Genomic DNA, 17,456 nt, shown 5'->3' with positions numbered 1-17,456 from the left:
CGTTTTTCTTTGAGTCACCATTGAGTCACCACGCGGATATGTTTTTGCGGCGATTCGACGGTCCTTCGCCCCCTCCCGAATCCGCCGCTTCCATCGCGGCCACGCAACTTCGTTCTCGATCATCTTCCGCGTTCTCGACGGACACGGGCAAGCTTGGGTGGCCGCCCACCTCGGCTAGACGTTGTCGGCTGGGTGTCGCGTGGTAAATCGGGCCGCGGCGAGATCCAGGAACCGCGCAGGTGCGGCTCCCAGTCGGGCCAGTGGCCCAGAATGGCGGCGAGCGCCCGCGCGGTGCGCCAGTAGTCGTACCTCGAACTGGGCGCGAGTTCGGCGGTGCCATGTTCCAGCACCCAGCGCAGGTGCTTGGCTTTGAATTGATAGGGTTCGCGGACCCCGAACCGCTCGGCGATGAGCGCCTGCATTCGGGTCGCGCGTTTGAGGTGCCCCTGAACCCCGCTCTTGGTCCCTGGCTGCGCGCGTCGGAGCAAAACGGAGAGCTGCATCAGCGGCCTCCGAGATACGACGACACGACCTCGGTCCGTCCGTGCCCGAGTTCCTGCGTAATCACCGCGCGGGCGGCCGCGTCGCTCTGGCGCTGTTCGACGCCGGGGCGTTCGCCTGTCACGACCGGCGCTTCGCGTCCGGCCAGCGTTCGATACCGCTCGCAGGCATAAGCCGCCCTGGCGTCGTGATAGCCGGGGATGCCGTGGGCGTGGAGGATCGCCCGCGCGACATTCAATTCCGAGTCCCTGGCGATCGCGACCTGGGCGTAGGTCTCGTGCGGGCTAATGAGATTCCGGGAACCAACCGGGCGCGCCGTCATAGCACTCCCGAGCGTCTCGCGCTGTAGCACGCCGACGGGTATCCAGCGTGGTGCGTCTCGGCCACCCTTGGTGCCCTCCTGCACGTTGATCCGCTCGTAGCGATCCGCTTCTCGCCGCCAGCGATCCAGGTCCGCCTTTACCGCCTCTTCCCGGCGCACCCCGAAATCCCGCGCCAACGCCAGCACCGCCGCCGCCCTGGGCATCCCGGCGTCCCGTAAGGCCGCAGTGGCTTGATTCACGCGCTCGCGGTCCAGTGCGCCCGGAGCAACGGTGCGCACTTGCGAGCGTTCACCGACGACCGCCGACGGCGACACGCGAATCTGATCGTCGCCCCGCAACGCGGCGAGCGTGACATTCACTGTCGAGATCAAATTCTGGCCGTATTGAATGCCGATGTCCTGGGCCTGAACGCGCGCGGCGACGTGCTGGGCATAGCGTTCGGCGGTCGCCTGTTGATCCGCCTTGGACAGGTCTTTGATGCCTTCTGCCTTGGCCCACTGCGCAAATTGATTCCAGCGGTCGCCATGCGCCGCGACCGATCCGAAATGCCCATCGGCGTAATAGGCGCGCAGGGCTTCGCGCCCGGCGTAATCCAGGTTCTTGCCGAAGCCAAAATTCCGTGCGCTGGCATATTTCCCCATGGCAACTCCCATCGAGCGTTGAAAAAATCCGCCATCTTCCCGCGAGAAACCGGTAAGTGATGACCTTGAAAAGCCCAAGGCTAGGCGATGGCGGTGGGCAGATTTGCGTCCTGCCGAGGACGTCGAAGACCGTTCTGCTTCCTTGCGTGGAGGTGGTCTGAACCTCTGATGTCGCTCGCCCGTCCGCGTTGGCGGGGGACGTTGCGTCAGTGGCCTGACGCGGTGAGACGACGACGGAAATGGCGTGGCGATAGACCTGCCGGGGTTCCGCCCCGGTGCCCAATAGACAGGCGTCTAGCGATTTTAGTGTGGTGTTTTAGTGCTGGCTTAACGCTGTTAAAGCGAATGGAAACAAGCGATTGCTGGCGGCGGTCTTTGTGAACAAAGACCGCCGGGCGAGGGACGGTCTGCGATCGTCGAGCGTGATCAAGGTTGGAGCCGGATGGCCCTGGGCGTTGTTCGCGAACATCGCGGTCTTTCACGCATGGAACGAGCAATTCAAGAGAGGACTGGACGGCCGACCGACACGCCGTCGACGTTCGTCTGGAGGACGAGTTTTTTCGCGGAGAGATGGCGACCCTTTTTCAGGGTGTGCGCTGAATGTAGGACTGGATCCGGCTGGACGGGTGGAATACACGTCCGTGCGAAGCGAAAACCGGCGGCGCCGGTGGGTTGACGGTCGGCGAGCGCGAGGCGTGCCGATCATGTACAGGGTTGCACGGGAGCGTTCACGTCGATCATGCCAGCGATTGCCGGCGGTTTTCCGCAGAGGACGGAGAACTCGACTGTTCTGACGCTTGACAGCGGACGGAGACGCGGTTGACGGATCGTTCGTCTCATTCATGCCAGCGGTGCTGGCGGGTTGACTGCAAGCGCAAGGCTTGCCGGTGGTGCGCGCGGTCTTGATGGATCGCCCGCGCAGGCGATGACCCACAGGCCGAAGTCAGAGCATGACTCATGGCGGTGGGGACGTGCGAAATCTTTCGGATGAACGCTGATCGACAACGTTCATTCGAGAGATCCCGTGTCCCGAAGGGCCGGTCTTGACGTGACGCGAGGCGTCGAATAAGAGGGTATCCCTTGGCGAATGCAACGGTTGCAAGCGTGTCGGGCCAACGCGCACATTTAATGAGTCGCTAGCCGGAAGCGACCTGTCTACCGCCCGTTGAATCGGGGCGTCTGCGAGAAGCCTCCCTGGCTTTGCCGAGTCGAACGGCAACAGAATCTCGAACAGATGGGCGACGCCTGTTTTCAGAACCGCATACATCGCCTGCCAGCAGCCTAATCCCACTTCGGGTCAAGCGCAAGGTCCGAGGGTGGCGACCGAAGTCGTTGCCGGGGCGGGATGCCCAGACCTGCGTTCGCCTGGTCCCCAAAGTTACCCCCGGATATCCCCGGAAGTGGAGCGAGTCGATCAACAACCGGCCCAGCAAGTTTCCCAACGATCGCCCTTGTCAGCGCCATTGGCCTTCTTGCGGCGCTGGCGGTTCCATGCCGTGCGCCGCCAGCTCACGCTCGCGCCAGCCGGCGGCCTGACCATCACGCAGGCCGCTTACAGTCAGGGGTTCTATCAACTGGGGCGTTTTACCGCCGAGTATCGACAGATCTTCGGCGAGGGACCGCTGGAAACCCTGCGACGGTCGCCTCGGGTTCACTCGGACCGACCCGGTTAGGGTTGTTCGGCGTTCACGACCGGCGTCGTGCGGCACTCATGCAGCGCCGAAAAATATTGCTGGAGCGGCCACCAGCCGAAGGTGTAGCGGAGGGGTTAATCATGCAGGTTCATGGGCATTGCCTGCGCTCAAAAACGGAAATTGACCCCCGCCGCAAACCCATTAAAGGTTAGCCCTTCGATGGTCTTGTCGTTGCCCTGATCGTAGTAGAGATAACGGTAAGTCAGGGTGAGATCGCCCCAGTCGAAGGCATAGCCCACGCCGGTGTAGCCGGTCGATGTCAGCTCGGTATCCCCGGTCCCCACATCCAGATAGTAGGGAACGAACCAGTGACTGGACAGATCCACCCGGCCATAGACGCCGATGATGGCGTCCCACAGGGTCACGGAGGCGCTGAGGTTGGCGGGCAGGGTCCGATTCCGTGGCCCCGTGACGCTGAGAGCCAGATCGCTGTCGAGATCGAACAGGCGAGCGCCGAGCACCAGGTCGACATTGGCCCGGTCGTTGTACCAGAGGGTGTAGCCGCCCCCCAGAGTCCACACCCAGCCCTTGAGTTCCTCGTCGGCATGCACGTTGATGCCGGAGCCGTAGGCCGCCGGCAAGCGGATACCGCCCTGCTGATCCGCACCCATGCGCAGATAGATGAGATCGGTGAATCCGGTCCAGCGGCCCTTGCGCACTTGGGCAGAACCCATGAAGGACATCTTGACTGCATCGAGGATCTGACTGGTGTCCACGGTGGCATCGCCACCGCCGTTACCCAGATCGAAACGGGTCTCACCGCTGACGCTTGGCAGCCAGCCGTAGAGTCGGAGAGCCGTATGCCAGTTGCCGTCCTCAATGGGATGATCGGCGGCAGCCACGGGAGCGCCGAACAGCAGGGCGAGGACGGCGGTCAGGCAAGGGATCGGTTGGGCGCGAGTGATCATTGAATGTGTGTCCGTCAATTCTCGCCGAGCTGCGCGACGATGCAGTCGAGAGCGGCCTGGTTGGTGCCGGTGGGATAGAAGCTGTTGATGTCGTCGGCGAAAGTCGCCTGATCGACCTTGCCGAAATAGAATTTGCTGCTTTCGTCGATAAAATAGGTGTCGTTGCCATTCACGTCGAGCAGGTAACTCAGCGGCTGGTTGCCGATGGCGAGCTTGCCGCAGACTTTATCCACTCGGTCCAGAAACGCCTCGGCACCAGGATCCTCTATGATCGAGTCGGGTGCGACCAAATCGCCGCTACAGCCATGCAGAACGATGGTGGCAATGAAAAGCGAGGCGCTGAGGGTGGCTCGTGGCATGGTCTGCTCCTGGCGAGTCGACGGGCTTAAATATCCGGGTGTCATGTCGCGGGCCGGCCATGGTTTGGCCGTGGCAGTTCAACGAACATGACTGGAAGATGATTGATGCTCGAAGGGAAAGACGCGCTTCCAGTCCTTTTTCATGCTGACGACCACCCAACTGTTCTGTTTGGCTTCATCGTAAAGGGACTGACTGAAGGCGCCAACGTGACTCTCGGGCAGGCCATTCGCCGGGCCATAGGCAATCTCGCGCGCGGCATCATCGTGCAGAACCAGCATTGCCAATCGCACGCCATCGCCGTCCTTCGTGTATTCCAGCATTTGCCGGTCACCATCCGAGTTACCGAACGCGGCGAGGGGACGGCGGCCGATCTGCTGATTGATGCTGATCGGTTTGCCCTCCTTGTCGTCGATAAAATTCACTTCCGGTCGACGCACCAGCGCGGATTTACCGTCACGCCGCTCGAATTGGGTCTTGATACTGGAGCCGATCACCTGCTCGGGTGGAATGCCGTAGACCGTCTCCGTCCAGGGGCGCATGAACTCGACACCGCTACCGGAGACGATGAAGGTCTTGAAGCCATTGGCCCGCAAATAGTCGAGCAGTTCGAGCATGGGTTGATAGACCATCTCGGTGTAAGGCCGCCCAGTCTTGGGGTGCTTCGCCGTCGCCAGCCAGTCCTGAACGATCCGCGCGAACTCCTCGGTGGTCATCCCGGCATGGGTCGCCATCAGGATTTCCGAGATCGCCCGCGTGCCTCCCGCGAGCGTAGCCTTGACATCGCCCTTGAGCAGCGAGGCGAACGGCTCTTCAGTTTTCCACTCGGGATGCTGGGGGGCGAGAACCTTCACCCGATCAAGGGCGAAGAGGAGTTGAGCGTAGAGCGGCTGCTCGGTCCACAGCGTGCCGTCGTTGTCGAAGGTGGCGATGCGCGCTTCAGGCGGCACATAGTCGGGGCTTGTCTGATCGGTGGTCACCTTCACGAAGTCGAGGATGGCACGTTTGGCCGGCCCCTCGTGCCAGGACGGCAAGGGATCCGCTTGTGCATGCGCCTGAGCGAACAGGAGCACGACGGCGCAGAGCCCCAGCCCCATGACGCGGGTCGATCGAAGCATGGCGGAGACTGATGACATGGCGGTGACCTCATGACAGAACCGCCGGGTGAGCCGATCGGCTCACCCGGTACGGTCCCGATCAATTACTTGCCGGACTCGGCTGCTTTCTCCTTGGCCGCCGCCTCGCCTTCCATGTCTCCCGCCACGGCGGCGGCATCAACCGATTCCTCGGTCTTCAGCTTGGCCTCATGCTTGTTCGCGGCGGTGGGGTCGGCCTTGGCCTTGGCTCTGGCGGCGGCGGCATCCTGCGCCATCTTGTCCGCCTCACCCTGAAGGGTTGCGGCCTCTTTCTCATACGCCTTGGCGGCGCTCGTGGCCTCAGCGGCCTTGGCCGCCGCTGCCGCCTTCTCAGCATGCGACTCGGCCGTAACGGCACCGGCCAGGGTCAACGCAACGGCGGCGGTGGCGCTCACGATCAACTGTTTCACGATCATTTGCCTGTTCTCCAGTATGAGGATGGGTGAAATGCGCCAATGGCTCGGCGCTGGACGTCGATCAAGGCTGAAACCGACACGCCAGGCCGGTTCAGCACGGGCATTTTCAGCACGGGAAGCCCGGAAAACCGGGCCGGGTCCGTGATGAAAAGACGGTGTTTGGCGAAAGCCATCTCTCGGTTTCGCCTTGGTTCCTGATTGCTCAAGGCCGCGCCGCCCGCCAGACGGCCGGCGATTGTCCCGACCAGCATTGGAAAGCTCGGGTAAAGGCGCTGGCGGCGGCATAGCCGAGCGCCTCCGCGATATCTACGATGGGCATCCGTGTATCTCTTAACAACTGCTGGGCAATCTCAAAACGGACTTCCCGCAGCAACACTTTGAAGTTGGCACCCCGGGCCGACAGCCGTCGATTCAAGGTGCGCCGATGCACGCCAAAGACAAATGCCGTCTGCTCCACGGATCCGCGTCCCGTGATGACCAGGCCGTGCAGCACCCGTCGCACCTGGATGACGAAATCAACCTCCATCCGCTCCATGCTGGTTTCGGCCTCCGCGCGGAGTGATCGGTACAGTCCTGCATCGGCCCCGCTCACCGGATGATCGAGCCAGGTCGCCGGAAAGACGAGTGCCGACTGATCCGCGTCGACGCGCACGGGCGCGTTGAAGAACCGCTGGTAGGGCTCGCGGTCGGCAGGCGCCGTGCGGCGGAGCAGGACAGCCAAGGGCCGGAATCGGGGTCCACACAGCGCCCGCAGGATATTGCAGCCAATCGCGATGGTGCCGTCGTGGATCTGGTCGGTCGCGATGACCCCCTGCTGATAAACGGTGTAACCCAGAAGCACCAGCTCATACTGGACCATCAGGGTCGGAACGGCTCCGCGATCCTGTCGTTGCAGATACAGCACCAGATTGCTCAGCGCCGTGCCAACGTCGGGTGAGTGCTGCATCAGCCGGCTCACGATCCCCAGCGACGAGACCGACGAGCGTTCCCCGACCAGGAGTCCGAAGTGAGGACAGGCGCTCCGGGCCACGCATTCCCGAAACAGCCGGCCCATGAGCACGAAAGGAATGGCGTTGTCCGGGTCGTCGAAGAGACTGAGTTCGACACCCGTCGCCGCCGCAACCCCGGCGGGATCGAGACCCATGTCGCGGAGCACCTGCGGGATCGCCCCGATGGGTCCGACCCGAGCGCTGCCATCCACCACTAACCTCAGATCCGGGTGGGAGCGGGCGGGAAAGCATGCGGCAGACTGGACCATGATAAGCGTGCAACCTGGATCACGTCCTCGACTGGCTGGAGTCGAGGGTTATCAAACAGCTTCTCAGGCTTGCGGTTCGATCTCACCCGGTCGCCAGGTCTTGTCGAACCAGGGCTCGAGCGGACCATACAGGCGCAAGATCATGAACCAGCCTTTGCCGGGAATGGTCTGGACCCAGTTGCTTTCCTTGCCCTCGGGGGCGGTCGGGCCGAACCAGACATCCACCGAGCCGTCCGCGTTGACCTGAAGGTTCTTGTTCTGGCTGCTGACGCTCGGGGCCTGCTGATCGGTCTGCAGCATCGAGCGGGTCTGGTTGTCATAGACGATGACCGACCAGAAGTCCTTCACCGGGATGTCCGGTGGCAGGTGCAGCTTGTAGGTCTTGGCGCCGTCAAAGGGGTTTCCGTTCGCGTCCAGGGCGGTCCAGGGATACTGCGACCCCTTGCCGACCATCTTCTCCTCCATCGCGGGCGTCACGCCAGTGGCGAAGTAGTAGAAAAAGGCCGCGCCGTCCAGGTTGGCGACCCCAGGCGAGACCTCGAACTTGTAGCCGCCGAAAAACGGCAGACGCCATGAACTGTCGGGATAGAAGAAGGCATCCTGCTCGCGGATCTTGAAGGCCAGGGTGCGTGCGGTTGCCGCGCCAATGTTGGCGGTGTCGGTCAGGATCTTCTTCATGCGCGCGTCGGGGTTGAAGGGTTTGCCCTTTTCGATGCCGATCGAGGCAAACAGACCCAGGGTGGTCGGATCGGAGCCTGCGCTCGGCTCCTCCTGGATGACCTGGTCGAGAAACTCCCAGAACGAGTAGTCGCCAGGTGCGACGAAGTTCGCGGGGACGCCCGAGGCATTGGCGAACTGCACAGGAGCGGGATTGGCCGCATCGGCCAGCGGATAGATCTTCAGGTGCTTCTTGACCGACTCGACGCCAGGCTTGGGCGACCCGTCGACGAGAAAGGTTCGGAAGGGGACCCAGTTGCCGTAGGTGCTCGGGCGGACGACGAAGTAGCCTTGCGGAACTTCACCTGCGTACCCGGGGGGAAGGATCAGGTACTTGCCGCCCTTGCCCTTGTCGGGGCCGGTGATGCCGACATCGGCAACCCAGCGATACCAGAAATCGTCGATGGCACCCAAGGACATGGGCGGGATCTCCATCACCACTGGCCCCTGGTGCGTATCGATCCAGATGAAGTTGTAGATGGTGTTGTCGTTGGCCGTCAGTTCCACGGTCTTGGGGTCGACCAGGGTCTCCCAGATGACGTCGGTCTGATTGTCCGGCCCGAACTTGCGCAACGAGTCGCGCATGCCGGCCTGGTTGACGATTGGGATGGCCAGCAGATAGGCCTGCAGCGCACGCGAACGATCCAGGTTGTCGTAGATCTTCTCGACGGTGTCGGGCTTCGGAAAGCCGTCGCTCAAGTGCAGCGTACCGATGGAGGTATCGAGCGTGTCAGGTGTGGCGACGCCCGGCGCGATCGGTGTGGTCATCTTGTAGCGGCCCGTCGCAGGTGATTCCGACGTCCCAGCACCCACGATCAGTGTCTGGCCCGGCTCGATCAGGTCGGATGTCAGGCGGTTCGCCTGGCGCAGCTCGGCGACGCTGACACCGAGGCGCTCGGCGATCACCGCCAGGTCGTCGCCCTTGACCACGGTGTAGGTTGCTGCGGCGTCATTGTATGCGCCCTCGGCATGATGCCGCGGGCCCGAATCGGCAGCTTGCAGGCTGCCAGCGGTGAGAGCGACGAGCAGCGCGAGTGCCGCGGAAAGGTGTCGCCGCATGCGCGATTTTTTCTCTAGGAACCTGTGTTGCATGACTCTAATCCCGTCTTTCGTGTCGTTAAGAAGTTTTGGTGGACAACCTTGCCTCTCTCATGGCTTTCCCCTTGATGGGCCTCGCAAGAATGAAGGGCGACCGCAACATATCAAAACTCGACTGGGAGTATCTTGCAGATCCGGCCAAAATGACCGCACAGTACATGCGGATGGCACCGAAGCCCAGCCGGACTCGCGGACTGAGGCCCCGGCCGGCGCGTCCTGGTGCCGGGCCCACCCAGGGGAGATGCGCCATAGCCATGAAGCGTGCTCAGCTCCGGCGGGGCTTGTCGATGCCCGAGCCCCTGGGGCAGCTCGGTACCGAGGTGAAGTGCGCGGCGGTCCTCGAGCAACTGCGCTGGCTGCGGGGCGTGCATCGTCCCCACTGCGGGGAGGTCCGCCACGGCGTACTGCGGGTCTGGGCGCGCAGGATCTTCCCGTGCGGTGGCTGCCGACCGCAGTTCTCCCTGATCGGCGGGACCGTGTTTCAGGGGACCAATCTGGCCCTGACGGTGTGGTACTTGGCCATCTATTTCATCAGCCAGGCCAAGACCAGCCTGTCGGCCCCGGTGCCAGGGTTCACGCGCAAGTCGGTTGCGACCTGGGCCAGTGCCCTCGTCTGCGACTGGCGGTCGTGCTTCGGCGGCATCACCGACGCCGGCCGCCAGCACCGTCCCGTAGTCGCCGCCGCCGCGACCACCAGGCCGCGTCGCGCGGCGTGGTGGCGCCACGCTGGGACTCTTTGCTAATCAAAACAGGATATTGATATGACTTGCGAAGATTCGGTCGAATCGGACACCCCCTCTGCATCCCGGCGCAAGTCGCCCGCGTTGGTCCGGAGCAGGGACGGCGACATCAGGGTGGGTCCGATCCTCGCGATCCCCGCCGTGCTCGACGAGTTGGGTGTCGACCCACAACGCGCATTTGCGCAGGCAAAGGTAAGCCTTCGGCTGTTTTGGGACCCCGACAGCCGAATGGGCTTAGCAGCGGCAGGGCGCCTTTTCCAAATTTCGGCTGACTTAACCGAATGCCCGCACTTCGCGCTGCTCGTGGGCAACCGCTTCGAGCTTACGGGGCTCGGGCTGCTCGGCGATCTGATGCGCCATTCGCCGAGCGTGGGCGACGCGTTGCGAAGCCTGTTGCTCCACCTGCATCTGCATGATCGGGGCGCGGCGCCACTTCTGCTCGCCCCGGATAGCCAGACTGCCATCTTAGGCTACTCCGTCTACCGCCACGGAACCCCGGCCACCGAGTACATCTATGACGTTGCCATTGCCATCGGAAACAGGATTCTGCTGGGCCTGTGCGGCAGCGACTTCAGGCCCGCCGCAGTGCAGTTCTCCTACCGTCGTCCGAACCGAACGGCAGCGTACCGCCGGGTGTTTGGCGTGGATGCGACATTCGACGCGGAAGTCTCGGGGATTGTTTTTGCATCATCTTGGCTGTCCAACCCGATTGCAGGCGCCGATCCCAAGGTGCACTGCGCGATTTCGGCGGCGATTCGCGATGCACAGGCGACTGGCCCGCTGAGCCTTGGCGAGCAGGTGGAGTTGGTGCTTCACCAATTGCTGTTGAGCGGCCAGGCGAAGGCCGAGGCGGTTAGCAAACTCTTCGGAATCAGCGAGCGGACTTTGCGCCGTCGGCTCGGTGAGGAAGGAATGAGTCTGCAGAATCTGGTCAACACCACGCGGTTCGAGCTCGCCCGCCAACTTCTGCGCAACACGCGGCTCCCAGTCGCCGAGATTGCCGCAGCACTACACTACGCGGACGCGAATGCATTCTCGCGTGCCTTTCGTAACTGGGCGAAGATCAGTCCCTCGCAGTGGCGGGTCAAATCCACTCCCGATGGGCTCCTCGAACAGGCCGCCAAACCCGAATTGGGGATACATGTCGACTGACATCGCTTGGCCGGTCAGAGTCCCACACGAAGCCGATCTTAACGTCCGGTATCGGCCTCTTCGAACTGCTTCGCGACTGGCTGGCAGCTCGCTTCGTGGAGCAAGTCGTAGCCTGGATGGAGCGCAGCGGAATCCAGGGGTGTGGCCTTGGGGGGACATGACTATTCAGTGGATTGGGGCGGGACCTGGATTCCGCTTCTCTCCATCCAGGCTCGGGCTTCGGGCTTCGGGCTAACGGCGCCACATGCGCCGACGTGCGCCGGCGAAGGAGACCGGCGTGAGCGGCATGCCGATGATGTCGATGAACAGCGAAGCCGCACCCCCGCTGGCCGGCGGCCTTCCTTCCAACACCTCGACCTCGTAGCTCAGATCCCGCCCCGCGAGCCGCGGGTTGCGCAGGGTCATGACGACGTTGTCCATTGCCTCGCCCTCCACCACAGAGAGGGTCCCGTTGGGCGGATCGGACTTGAAGCTGTCCGCGCCCTCACCCCAGAAGGGGACGAAGTTTTCGGTCGCCATGTGGTCGGCAAGGCGCTCCGGGCGATCCGAGAACAGGATGGTGACGGGGCTAATCCCCTTGAGGGTGAGGCGCCCGTCCGCATAGGTCACGCCCTCGGCACTTTGCACGAAGAGGAACTGGGGCTTGGCGTGAGCCTCGCCCCCTTTGTCCTTGTGTTCGGTGGCCTGGGCCGTCTTGAGGGTGAGGGCCAGCGGCGCGAGCAGGGCAGCGCTGGTGGATTTGTCGGTATGACAGGCGTTGCATGCATTGGGGGTGCCGATCTTTAGTGTCAGGTCCGGACGGGGAATGCGCAGGCTGTGATCGGCGCGCTCGTCGATCACCATGTAGCGCTGCTGCGGCATGTGGCAGGCGACGCAGGCCGCGCCGCTGGAGCCGGGCGCGTGATGGTGATGGGATTCGGCATCGTACCGGGCCGGCTGGTGACACTGGGCGCAGACCCCGTTGCCGGGCGCCTTGAGTTTGAGACTGTGGGCGTCATGGCAGTCCGTGCAGGTAACGCCCTTGGCGTACATGCGACTCTGGATGAAGGAGCCAACGTCGAAGACCTCGTCCTTGATCTGGCCGTCCGGGTGATAGAGCGGGGCCTCCAGCAGGGCCAGGCGGTGGGTGTCGCCGAGCGGCCGCCCCGGCTGGTCGCGCTCGCTGATCTGCCCGCGCCGGGAATGACAGCGGGCACAGGTCTCGATCTGCCTGTGCTGGGTGCGCGGGACGGATCGTTTGGGTTGTCCGCTCGCCGCGTCATGAATCCAGACGCCGCCGTCGCGATCGGCAAGCTGAACCACCAGCCCCTTGTCGGCATCCCAGACAGGCGGTGTGTCCGGCGTCGCCGAACGCGCCTGCGCCACATGGCGCGAGGCCGGTCCGTGGCAGGACTCGCAGGCGACATCGATTTCGGACCAGGTCGTGTGGAAGCTGTCCGTGGCGAGGTCGTAGTGCTTCTCCAGGTTGGTGGAGTGGCACTCCGCGCACTGGTAGTTCCAGTTCTGGTCGCGTCCGGTCCAGTGCAGGCGACTGGCATGGTCGATCCGCTCATTGGGATAGAGGTGATACCAGCGCTGGCCGCCGTCCTCGGCCGCGCGGCTATCCCAGGCAATGCCCAGACTTTGCAGGCGTCCGCCGGGGAACTCGATCAGGTATTGCTGAAGCGGCCACCAGCCGAAGGTGTAGCGGATGGGGTAGTCGTGCAGTTGTCCATCCGGGCCGTCGGTGCGCACCATGAAGGCACCATCCTGGCGGTAGAACCGAGAGGTGACGCCCTGGGCCGTGAAGGCGACGTCACGGAAATCGCCGAGGACGGTCGCCTCCGTCGCCTCGGTCATGGCCCGATCGTGGTCGGAGCCTTGCCAGCGTTCGGTCTCGGCTTGATGACAGTCGACGCAGGTTGTGCCGCCGGCATAGGTGGCTGGCAAGGCATCCAACGCCTGGGCCAACACAGTCTGGTTCAACACGATGGCTGCCAACACGGTGCCCAAGACTTCGCGTCGGTGTTTCATTGTCATACGTCTCGCTCCGCTCCTGTGACGAGGCCATGATGTCCCATGGTCGTCTCTCTAGTACGCCTGGTCGCGTGGTCTGGCCGACTAGTACCACAAGCTGAGATCATGAACCTGATTGAAGCTGGACGGTCAAGCAATACCGCTTCGCCAATCCACCGCCAACGGCCTTGGAGTGGATCGCCGACGGGCGGGGCAAGCTCACCGATCCCGTTGCCGCTCTTCACGTCGTGATGGAAGCGATTGGGGTCTCTCACGAACCGTGGGCCAACGTGTTGCGGCGCCTGAGCACGGGTGAGCGTGGCCAATCCCGACGTGGTGCGGCCATTCGCCAACGGCAGGGGATTGCTGAACCAGAATTGGTCACAACACAACGCCCGGATCTCAACAAGTGCCGGGGTTGCAAACCACCTCGATCACGCGCTCAGATCCAAAGCGCAGTGCCAAGACGCGCCATGCCTCCTCCAGGTCGCAGCCGGGAGCAAGCAGGATCAGCCAATCCGTCGGGCGGTCGCTCAGCCGGTAGCGATACACCCGCATCGCGCGGGTCGCCGCCGTCTCCGCCTGCGCTCTGGAGAGATGGCCGTCGAACTCCAGAATGGCCGCGCGCTCCTCGATCGCCTCGCGGAGGTCGGCGCGCTCGGTGCCAGTGAGCGGTGACGGCGTCGTGGCGGCTAACTGCGCGCGCAATTCGTCCTTGCGGGCGCGGATCACCGGCAGCCAGCAATCGAGCGCCGCGCGGTCGCCCGTGGCCTCCAGCCCGGTGTCGGCTGTCAGCGAAAGACGGACGTTGGCGCAGGCCAGATCGTTCAACAGCGCCTGTACGCTCATGTCCGCGCCGCCTTCGCCGTCTGACGCGCTGTCGAGGCGTAAGACCTGCCTGCGGTTCTGCTGCGTAACACGCGAAACACGCGCAAGACGCCTAACCACGGCGTTTCATGTCGGGCGAAACACGCGCGAAAGACGCGCAACACGCGTCCGCAAGATGGGTACGCCGTCATCCGATCACCTCCCGACAGACGACACCCGCTGCGTCCTTCTCTGGCGTCCGTCGTTCGGCGTCTTTCGCCGTGGTTCGCCCGGACTCGGGATCAGCATTGACGCCGTCTTGCGCGTGTTTCGCGTCTTTCGCGCGGGCAACGAACGCGCGGTAAAAGGTTTTGGTATTCCTGGCCGCACCGCCGCGCGCTTCCTGTTTCTGCTCGATCTCGACGCGTAACACGCGAAAGACGCGCAAGACGTGCCACCACGGCGCTTCCTGCCGGGCGAAACACGCGCGAAAGACGCGCAACACGCGCCCGCAAGACGGGTACGCCGTCATCCGATCACCTCCCGACAGACGACACCCGCTGCGTCCTTCTCTGGCGTCCGTCGTTCGGCGTCTTTCGCCGTGGTTCGCCCGGACTCGGGATCAGCATTGACGCCGTCTTGCGCGTGTTTCGCGTCTTTCGCGTCGATCTCGCGGGCAACGGACGCGCGGTAGAAGGTTTTGGTATTCGTGGCCGCACCGCCGCGCGCTTCCTGTTTCTGCTCGATCTCGCCGTCCGCCAGCATGGCCTGAAGTACGCCGTTCAGATCGTTGGCCGTCACCTTGCCGCCCAGCGCCCGCGACAGGATCTCCGAGCGGATAACCCAGTCCCTCCCCGCCAGGTAGTCGCGAAGCTTGCGGCGCCGGTCGGACTGCTCGATGGCCTGGCGCGTTTGTTCCACCTCGGCGCCGAACACAAACGCGACACTGTCCCGGTGATAGCGGGACCAGGCGAGGGCGGCGGCCAGGTGGCGGGCCTCGATCATCAGGCTTTCATCGGTCAGGGCAAAGAGTCCCGCCAACCGCAGCGTGATCGGCGCCCGCCGTTCCAGCAGCGCGGCCACGGTCTCGCCCAAGGGCTCGCGACGCTTCAAGGACCGATAGGCGCTGCACCACATCGTCTCGGCGTCGGGCGTCAGGCGTAGTTCGCGCGTGTATATCGTCGCGGGATAGGTTCCCAGCGCAAAGCGGATGACGCGCTCGGCGCGGCGCGCGAGACGGGAGATCGCCTCGGGTGCGGTGGCGCGAGGCAGCGGGACCAGACAGGTCCGCTCCGCCCAGATCAGCAGGAAGCGATTCCCAAAACCGTTGGTAATGTCCTTCTGCTCCAGTCCCGCGCGCAGCTCGAACGGCGTAATACAGCCGTGCAACGCAATATGCGGCACACTCGCCCAGATCCGTCCGCCCTTGGTCGCGGGCTTGATGCTCCCGCCGTCCCAGACATCGCGCAGCGCGGCGGACAGGGTGTTGCCCTCGCGTTTGCCTTGCGCGATCACGTTCTGAAACTCGGGCTCGAAAACCCACAGCCGCTTATCCTCGATCGAGGGGATGTCATCGCGCCCGGACTTGTAACCATCATGGACAAAGAGAGTCAGTCCTTCACGCGAGGAGAGGCCGCCCGCATGGGTTTGCCCCAGCAGATGTTGTTCCGGTCCCAGTCTCGCGAGCGGGGATTGGCGGATCGCCTCGTCGATGCGCAACGGCAATCCCGTTGATTCGCCCTTGGCGGCAATGGCCGTCCGCCCCACATGCAGGGTGAAGAGCGGCACCGGGTGGCGGACATCGCCCACCTGGAGATAGACATCCCGCCCCACTTGGGCAGAGAGCCAGGACAGAAACGCGGCGGCGACGGAGACCGGGTTCACCTCCCGCCCGGCGGCGGCGGTTCGGGCAACCTCGCCGGTCAGCCCGTAAAACATGGCCTCGGTGGGACGCGGGGGCGGCGTCAGAAAATCGCTGTCGGCGCTCTGGTCCATCGCTGCAGATTCGCGCCGGCGCTGGTCCTCCCGATCCGTTTGACCCCGCGCCTGCCAGTCCCGCGCGCCACGAATCATCCGGGTCAACTCACCGCCCAGCAGGGCCTGGGCGCGGTCAGCGCCGCGCATGGCCTCCACCTGCTGCGCCAGGATCTGGAAAGTCGAACGGATCATGGCATCCGTGACGCCCTCGCGGACCATCCGCCCCACGAGTCTCAGTGCATTGCCGTGGATGTCGTCGCCCGACAGCAGGTCGGCCAGGGCGTCCGCAGGCGGCTGCGGCGCGGCGGGTTGATCCGCGGTTGTCGCGTGGCTTGCGAAGGGGATGGGGTATTGCTGCCACGCATCCAGGACGCCCGATTCGGGCGCCAGGATGCCCCCCATCAGTCCGTTCAGCGCCTCGGCGTAAGCCTGCCGCGCGGCGGGGGCGATCGGGCCGGACAAAGGTAACAAGACACGCCAGCGGGGTGTCTTGGGGGTATGGCTCTAGGAGGTATAGACCAATGCCTTGAGTTGATGGCGCTCCAGACGCTCGATCGCCTCCTCCGGGGTCATGACTTCGTCATCGTAGTCGCCCTCGATGCCGAAAACCTGTCGCACGTTGGCGTCGTGCCGCAGACATCCCTTCGCCGTGCGGTGCTGGCCGAACGTGGCCAGCTTGACCCAGCGGCAATCAGGCTTGGCGGGCTGGGCACCCTCCTGGGCGATCAGCGCGCAGACCGCTGGCCACGCCAGACGCATGTCCAGTTTGGCGGTCGCGGCCATGTTCGGCCAGATGGTGAACCCGAGAACGTCGTTGGGCGCCGGAGCCTGACAGGCGAGCGCCGCGGAAAGGGGGTGGGCGCTGTTGGGCGGACCGGTCGTGGCGGCCGGATCGGTCGCCGAAGACGGGTGCTGAATCTACATGGTGCGATACCTCGCGAGGCTGAGAGACCGACCGGAGAAGCGGGCGCCGGCAGGCGAAATTCCCCGCTCGATGGGGTAAACTTCACCTGCCGGCGCAAACCGATTCGCCGTCGGATTGCTTTGTCCCTGAACCGCTTTTGGGTTCAGGGAACGGTTGACGAAAACGCTTGGGAGCGTGCTTGACTCAACGGCCTGGTGGTTTCCGAGACCACCAGGCCGTTTTCATTGCTGGGGCGTTGGCGCATCGTTTCGCCCTCATCCCACGGTATTCGTGCGGACTTGCTGCGCTAACCAGGTCTCCAGCGCATCGGCGTCATAGCGCACGGCGCGGCCGAGTTTCAAAAAACGGGGCCAATGCCCCGCACACGCCATTGTTGAAGGGTACGGAAGCTGATGCCGAGTTCGGCGGCGGCTTCACGCTCGTTAAGTCGGCGACGGACGGGGGAAATCGGTGTTTGCATGGGTGTCTCTTCTTGGCCTCAAAAAAATCCTGTTGTCCTGTGCGTGCGCGGCGTGAACCGACCGATGGTCTTCCGCTGGAACGCGTTGGCGTCTGCTAGCGAAGACGACGCAATCGGTCATGAATCACGCGTTGATGAGCGAACGCCAGGCAAGACTATCCGAGCGCAAGGGAGGCGTCAGGGCGCATCGGTGAACTGGCGAGGTACCGTTCTTTTACGATTAGCCCGACTTCGGCTATTCAGCGTCTTTCGCGCTGCAACCCGCTGATTCTTCGTTCCTCGAAGAAAAAGGTCGGCACTACAGGCGATCGCTCAAGCGCTCTGTGATAGTCGCTCGGAGGTGATCCTCGG

Annotated in this window: 16 protein-coding genes; 4 read left to right on the top strand and 12 right to left on the bottom strand. The window is 63.8% G+C overall.

The genetic code is table 11. From position 1 onward, the window contains the following. Positions 1-119 precede the first annotated feature (119 nt). Both CCR95_RS23920 and CCR95_RS23915 read right to left on the bottom strand, forming a co-directional pair. Positions 120-503, bottom strand: coding sequence for a hypothetical protein (locus tag CCR95_RS23920; protein ID WP_201099119.1), 384 nt, complete (start codon positions 501-503; stop codon positions 120-122). Next, a complete protein-coding gene (locus tag CCR95_RS23915; RefSeq protein ID WP_201099118.1) occupies positions 503-1,465 on the bottom strand; it encodes an integrase domain-containing protein in 963 nt (320 codons plus the stop codon). Before CCR95_RS23915 ends, CCR95_RS23920 begins: the two co-directional genes overlap by 1 nt. A 1,451-nt stretch (positions 1,466-2,916) precedes the next feature. On the opposite strand from CCR95_RS23915, the gene CCR95_RS23910 reads away from it, so the two are divergent. After that, positions 2,917-3,138 carry a helix-turn-helix domain-containing protein gene (locus CCR95_RS23910; protein WP_201099117.1) on the top strand — a complete coding sequence of 74 codons (222 nt, stop codon included), beginning with the start codon at positions 2,917-2,919 and terminating at the stop codon, positions 3,136-3,138. 128 nt (positions 3,139-3,266) lie between these two features. Here CCR95_RS23910 and CCR95_RS23905 read toward each other — a convergent pair whose 3' ends face one another. The 6 genes from CCR95_RS23905 to CCR95_RS23880 all read right to left on the bottom strand — a co-directional run bounded on the left by CCR95_RS23905 (position 3,267) and on the right by CCR95_RS23880 (position 9,043). Continuing rightward, on the bottom strand, positions 3,267-4,067 hold the full coding sequence (locus CCR95_RS23905) for a porin family protein (protein ID WP_201099116.1): 801 nt from the start codon (positions 4,065-4,067) through the stop codon (positions 3,267-3,269). A 14-nt stretch (positions 4,068-4,081) separates the two neighbouring features. After that, entirely contained in the window at positions 4,082-4,426 is a 345-nt protein-coding gene (locus CCR95_RS23900) for a hypothetical protein (RefSeq protein WP_201099115.1), read from the bottom strand. A gap of 78 nt (positions 4,427-4,504) precedes the next feature. Continuing rightward, the gene (locus CCR95_RS23895) at positions 4,505-5,560 is read right to left on the bottom strand and encodes an HAD family hydrolase (RefSeq protein WP_242523470.1); all 1,056 of its coding nucleotides are present in this window, start codon (positions 5,558-5,560) and stop codon (positions 4,505-4,507) included. 65 nt (positions 5,561-5,625) lie between these two features. Then, positions 5,626-5,976 carry a hypothetical protein gene (locus CCR95_RS23890; RefSeq protein WP_201099114.1) on the bottom strand — a complete coding sequence of 117 codons (351 nt, stop codon included), beginning with the start codon at positions 5,974-5,976 and terminating at the stop codon, positions 5,626-5,628. Positions 5,977-6,178: 202 nt separating this feature from the next. After that, a complete protein-coding gene (locus CCR95_RS23885) occupies positions 6,179-7,234 on the bottom strand; it encodes an AraC family transcriptional regulator (RefSeq protein WP_201099112.1) in 1,056 nt (351 codons plus the stop codon). 63 nt (positions 7,235-7,297) lie between these two features. Continuing rightward, positions 7,298-9,043 carry a DUF1214 domain-containing protein gene (locus CCR95_RS23880; RefSeq protein WP_201099110.1) on the bottom strand — a complete coding sequence of 582 codons (1,746 nt, stop codon included), beginning with the start codon at positions 9,041-9,043 and terminating at the stop codon, positions 7,298-7,300. Between the two features lie 293 nt (positions 9,044-9,336). Between CCR95_RS23880 and CCR95_RS26530 the strand changes: the two genes are divergently transcribed. Together CCR95_RS26530 and CCR95_RS23870 are read left to right on the top strand one after the other, a co-directional pair. Beyond that, a complete protein-coding gene (locus tag CCR95_RS26530; protein WP_201099108.1) occupies positions 9,337-9,792 on the top strand; it encodes a transposase in 456 nt (151 codons plus the stop codon). 18 nt (positions 9,793-9,810) lie between these two features. Continuing rightward, positions 9,811-10,941: an AraC family transcriptional regulator gene (locus tag CCR95_RS23870; RefSeq protein WP_201099107.1), complete on the top strand. Its 1,131-nt coding sequence runs from the start codon at positions 9,811-9,813 to the stop codon at positions 10,939-10,941. A gap of 231 nt (positions 10,942-11,172) precedes the next feature. Here CCR95_RS23870 and CCR95_RS23865 read toward each other — a convergent pair whose 3' ends face one another. Together CCR95_RS23865 and CCR95_RS23860 are read right to left on the bottom strand one after the other, a co-directional pair. Further along, entirely contained in the window at positions 11,173-12,960 is a 1,788-nt protein-coding gene (locus CCR95_RS23865; RefSeq protein ID WP_242523469.1) for a cytochrome c3 family protein, read from the bottom strand. 378 nt (positions 12,961-13,338) lie between these two features. Then, positions 13,339-13,785: a hypothetical protein gene (locus CCR95_RS23860; RefSeq protein ID WP_201099106.1), complete on the bottom strand. Its 447-nt coding sequence runs from the start codon at positions 13,783-13,785 to the stop codon at positions 13,339-13,341. Between the two features lie 154 nt (positions 13,786-13,939). On the opposite strand from CCR95_RS23860, the gene CCR95_RS23855 reads away from it, so the two are divergent. After that, positions 13,940-14,173: a hypothetical protein gene (locus CCR95_RS23855; RefSeq protein WP_201099105.1), complete on the top strand. Its 234-nt coding sequence runs from the start codon at positions 13,940-13,942 to the stop codon at positions 14,171-14,173. A 98-nt stretch (positions 14,174-14,271) separates the two neighbouring features. Here CCR95_RS23855 and CCR95_RS23850 read toward each other — a convergent pair whose 3' ends face one another. Continuing rightward, the gene (locus tag CCR95_RS23850; RefSeq protein ID WP_201099104.1) at positions 14,272-16,182 is read right to left on the bottom strand and encodes a YfjI family protein; all 1,911 of its coding nucleotides are present in this window, start codon (positions 16,180-16,182) and stop codon (positions 14,272-14,274) included. Positions 16,183-16,224: 42 nt separating this feature from the next. Further along, positions 16,225-16,503, bottom strand: a complete 279-nt coding sequence (locus CCR95_RS23845) for a hypothetical protein (protein WP_201099103.1) — start codon at positions 16,501-16,503, stop codon at positions 16,225-16,227. Positions 16,504-17,456: the final 953 nt, after the last annotated feature.

The sequence above is a fragment of the Thiocystis minor genome (assembly GCF_016653465.1).
Lineage (GTDB): Bacteria > Pseudomonadota > Gammaproteobacteria > Chromatiales > Chromatiaceae > Chromatium > Chromatium minus.
The sequence above is the reverse complement of the archived record's forward strand: the minus strand, read 5'-3'. Positions and strand labels throughout refer to the sequence as shown.

Coding starts and splice junctions, on each gene's coding strand:
- CCR95_RS23915 (WP_201099118.1), bottom strand. CDS start 1,465: ATGGGGAAATATGCCAGCGCACGGAATTTTGGCTTCGGCAAGAACCTG.
- CCR95_RS23880 (WP_201099110.1), bottom strand. CDS start 9,043: ATGCAACACAGGTTCCTAGAGAAAAAATCGCGCATGCGGCGACACCTT.
- CCR95_RS23885 (WP_201099112.1), bottom strand. CDS start 7,234: ATGGTCCAGTCTGCCGCATGCTTTCCCGCCCGCTCCCACCCGGATCTG.
- CCR95_RS23855 (WP_201099105.1), top strand. CDS start 13,940: ATGGGTACGCCGTCATCCGATCACCTCCCGACAGACGACACCCGCTGC.
- CCR95_RS23895 (WP_242523470.1), bottom strand. CDS start 5,560: ATGTCATCAGTCTCCGCCATGCTTCGATCGACCCGCGTCATGGGGCTG.
- CCR95_RS23845 (WP_201099103.1), bottom strand. CDS start 16,503: ATGGCCGCGACCGCCAAACTGGACATGCGTCTGGCGTGGCCAGCGGTC.
- CCR95_RS23900 (WP_201099115.1), bottom strand. CDS start 4,426: ATGCCACGAGCCACCCTCAGCGCCTCGCTTTTCATTGCCACCATCGTT.
- CCR95_RS23920 (WP_201099119.1), bottom strand. CDS start 503: ATGCAGCTCTCCGTTTTGCTCCGACGCGCGCAGCCAGGGACCAAGAGC.
- CCR95_RS23905 (WP_201099116.1), bottom strand. CDS start 4,067: ATGATCACTCGCGCCCAACCGATCCCTTGCCTGACCGCCGTCCTCGCC.
- CCR95_RS26530 (WP_201099108.1), top strand. CDS start 9,337: ATGCCCGAGCCCCTGGGGCAGCTCGGTACCGAGGTGAAGTGCGCGGCG.
- CCR95_RS23890 (WP_201099114.1), bottom strand. CDS start 5,976: ATGATCGTGAAACAGTTGATCGTGAGCGCCACCGCCGCCGTTGCGTTG.
- CCR95_RS23865 (WP_242523469.1), bottom strand. CDS start 12,960: ATGACAATGAAACACCGACGCGAAGTCTTGGGCACCGTGTTGGCAGCC.
- CCR95_RS23870 (WP_201099107.1), top strand. CDS start 9,811: ATGACTTGCGAAGATTCGGTCGAATCGGACACCCCCTCTGCATCCCGG.
- CCR95_RS23860 (WP_201099106.1), bottom strand. CDS start 13,785: ATGAGCGTACAGGCGCTGTTGAACGATCTGGCCTGCGCCAACGTCCGT.